The sequence below is a fragment of the Sporosarcina beigongshangi genome (genome assembly GCF_033485195.1).
GTDB classification, from domain to species: Bacteria; Bacillota; Bacilli; order Bacillales_A; family Planococcaceae; genus Sporosarcina; species Sporosarcina beigongshangi.
The window spans coordinates 1-2,730 of sequence record NZ_JAWLIR010000077.1 but is presented as its reverse complement, the minus strand read 5'-3'; the positions used below and the strand labels follow the sequence as shown (position 1 = coordinate 2,730).

At 39.3% G+C, this 2,730-nt stretch carries 4 protein-coding genes and 1 pseudogene; 3 read left to right on the top strand and 2 right to left on the bottom strand.

All coding sequences use genetic code 11. From position 1 onward, the window contains the following. Both R2B77_RS17790 and R2B77_RS17785 read right to left on the bottom strand, forming a co-directional pair. On the bottom strand, nt 1–352 hold a 352-nt coding region (locus tag R2B77_RS17790; protein WP_322555776.1), incomplete at its 3' end, for a hypothetical protein. A 297-nt stretch (nt 353–649) separates the two neighbouring features. Continuing rightward, entirely contained in the window at nt 650–814 is a 165-nt protein-coding gene (locus R2B77_RS17785; protein WP_203248513.1) for a hypothetical protein, read from the bottom strand. Nucleotides 815–1,172: 358 nt separating this feature from the next. Here R2B77_RS17785 and R2B77_RS17780 point away from each other — a divergent pair, with 358 nt between their 5' ends. The 3 genes and pseudogenes from R2B77_RS17780 to R2B77_RS17770 all read left to right on the top strand — a co-directional run. Next, the gene (locus R2B77_RS17780; protein WP_203248509.1) at nt 1,173–1,568 is read left to right on the top strand and encodes a VOC family protein; all 396 of its coding nucleotides are present in this window, start codon (nt 1,173–1,175) and stop codon (nt 1,566–1,568) included. 299 nt (nt 1,569–1,867) lie between these two features. Continuing rightward, nucleotides 1,868–2,203, top strand: a complete 336-nt coding sequence (locus R2B77_RS17775) for a hypothetical protein (protein WP_203248508.1) — start codon at nt 1,868–1,870, stop codon at nt 2,201–2,203. Between the two features lie 300 nt (nt 2,204–2,503). Continuing rightward, nucleotides 2,504–2,730, top strand: a pseudogene (locus R2B77_RS17770) (hypothetical protein); the annotation flags it as partial.

Sequence of the window (2,730 nt, the reverse complement as noted above, 5' to 3'; positions counted from 1 at the left end):
TCCATACATCTATACTAGCTCCATTATACTTGCGCTTCCTAAGTATAAAAATATAAAATATTTCTAAAATTAATAACACTACCATTAAGATGAGAAGCGACACAATAAACGAACCAATAAATAAGTTGTATTCTAGTTTATTGCTTTCAAACAAAGTCCACATCGTAATGAGGACCGAAAACACAAATGAACTTATAAAAGCTAAAGACAAACTATATCTTACTTTTTGAAAATTAGACATTAACTTTCTTTCTATCTCTTTAGTGTTAATGTTATTGATAATATAAATAATACTGCTTGCAATCAATGCTACACTGGATGAAAGTAAGCCAGCGTTTATTAAATATTGCAATTATACCCCCTCCTTGCCTACTTATATCGGCAAGGTGGGGCAAATATTTAGATATAAAAATAACGTTAACTTATACTACGTCCTCATTTTCGATATCATATCCAATTTCAGTTAACTTTTCCGACTTCCTCACGCAAATTCGAAAGGTTTGGGACAACCTAGTAAGGATAGGGTACTGGCTCCCTCCACCAAACCAGTACGCGTTAACATACTGGTTGCATTGATTTCAAGGTACACAGTCACCCATACAATTATGAAAACTAATAGAGTATCCATCCCGTTAAGATGGATACTCTATTAGTTACTTTTCTTTACGAACACCTTTAAACTTTCCCCGGTCGTTTTTTGATCCATAAATCTGCCTGTCGAAGTGTCGCGCTTAGTGTAGTTACCATTCGGACCTTCGAATTGGCTACGACCTTTTACAGCGCCATCTCGATGACCACCAGCATTTCCAGCCATATTCATTCCTCCTTTCAGTATGGGATAACTATTATACGGCTTGGATAGGTAAATAGTTTTACTAAATCAGAATGATCATTTAGTTTTACTGGTATGCTGTACACAGTCTCCAATACAATCTGGATACCTTAAAATTTATAAGTACATTATCAGCAATAGATGAAAATCACATTGAATTTTAACATTCCCATTCATTCAGGAATTCTCGTTTTCGAAGTTGCTATTTTTTAAATGCTACAATGAAAAAATAGGTGATGGCAACGTTTACATAACCGTTAAAAAGATGGTATATTAGATTTCTAAGGCTCGAATAGTCAGAATACTGAAAACACCTACATCTATCACTAGGAGGAGAACTATGGGAAGATTAGTTCATTTCGAAATTCATGTCGATGATATGGAACGGGCAAAGGAATTTTATGGAGAGGTATTTGGATGGTCATTCCAGGATTGGAGTGATTTTGCGGGGATTCCTTACTTCGGAGCTGTGACGGGTGATGAGAATGAGCTTGGGATCGATGGGGCTTTGATGCAGCGGCAAAGTGCTCCGCCTGAAGCCGGACAAGCTTTGAATGGATTTGCTTGTACAATGGGTGTGGAGGATTACGATGTAACGGAAGAGAAAATTATGGCGAATGGCGGTACTGTGGCTTTGCCTAAATATGCTCTGCCTGGCATGGCGTGGCAAGGGTATTATATTGACACAGAGGGCAATACTTTTGGCATTCATCAGCCTGACAAGAATGCCAAATAGGATGATGTAAAAGTAGGGTTGTCATGGGATGTTGGTTTTCACCACTTTTCACTGCACAACCCTTTTTCAGGTCCTTTCTTTTCATGCACTGAACTAGCTTTGAAAAGCGCTTTTTATTGGTAGTATCCAATTAGATCCGCTTTCTATTTAACACTAACCTTAAATCAGTAACACAATCCTCTTATAAGCATCTACACATGCCAGTAGTTTAGTCAATGTAAATATGTCTCCCATTTCAAAAGATGTAAGTAATATCCTCTCCCTTTCTGTCGATAAATAAAGTAGGGGGGTGAATAAAAATGTTGAAGAGTGATATTAAACTTGCACTACCGAAGGCATTACAAGAGGAAATGGTATTGCATGAATTGTTGGTCCAACCTGATGCTGGTGATATAGGGATATTGGTCATGATTCATGATTTGTCAGCGGATGCGACTGGTTATGTTGTACGGGTGTATCTATTGGGTAAGGTCGACGGAGAGTTTAAGGTTCATGATGAATTGGAGGCGTTCGCGTTCCCTGATCATGAAGCGGCGGTTTCATTTGCAAATCGATTGCGGAGCATGACTGCGCTGGAGTTGCTGATCATTATGAATGGCCATGGGAACGAAGGCTTTTCAATCATGCTGCAGTGAGTGTTGGATCCTAGAAGTAGATAGCTCACAAATCCTCGAATCCGGACTTTGTATAAGGTCTGGATTCGGGTTGCTAATGTGAAGGTTTTTCAAAATGTACCTAGTTCAGAATTAGTTTCCCCACCTGATAGTCAGCTTTCAAATAGCCCTTCCCCCATTCCTTCACTACACTAGCCAACCATACAATGCAGGTCAAGTATGAAATCCTTGCTTCCACAGGAGGATTTTTTCTTTTTCAAAATATATTTTTAAATGTGTATCCGATTTCCTCATTTCCCTCTATATAAAGAATAAAGGGGAATGACCACTATGACAACTTACTTAAAAGACTACGCACATTTCATAAACGCTCAGGATATGGACGAGGCAGCACGCCGTCATGTCATCGCAAACTGGAACGACATGAACGATACGGACCGTGCTGTACTGGATATGATTCGTCGCTATTCCGTGAAATACGGAGCTGCTCACTTAAAGCACGACACAATGGCGGAGGCAATTGGCAAATCTAACGTCACCGTGCGCCG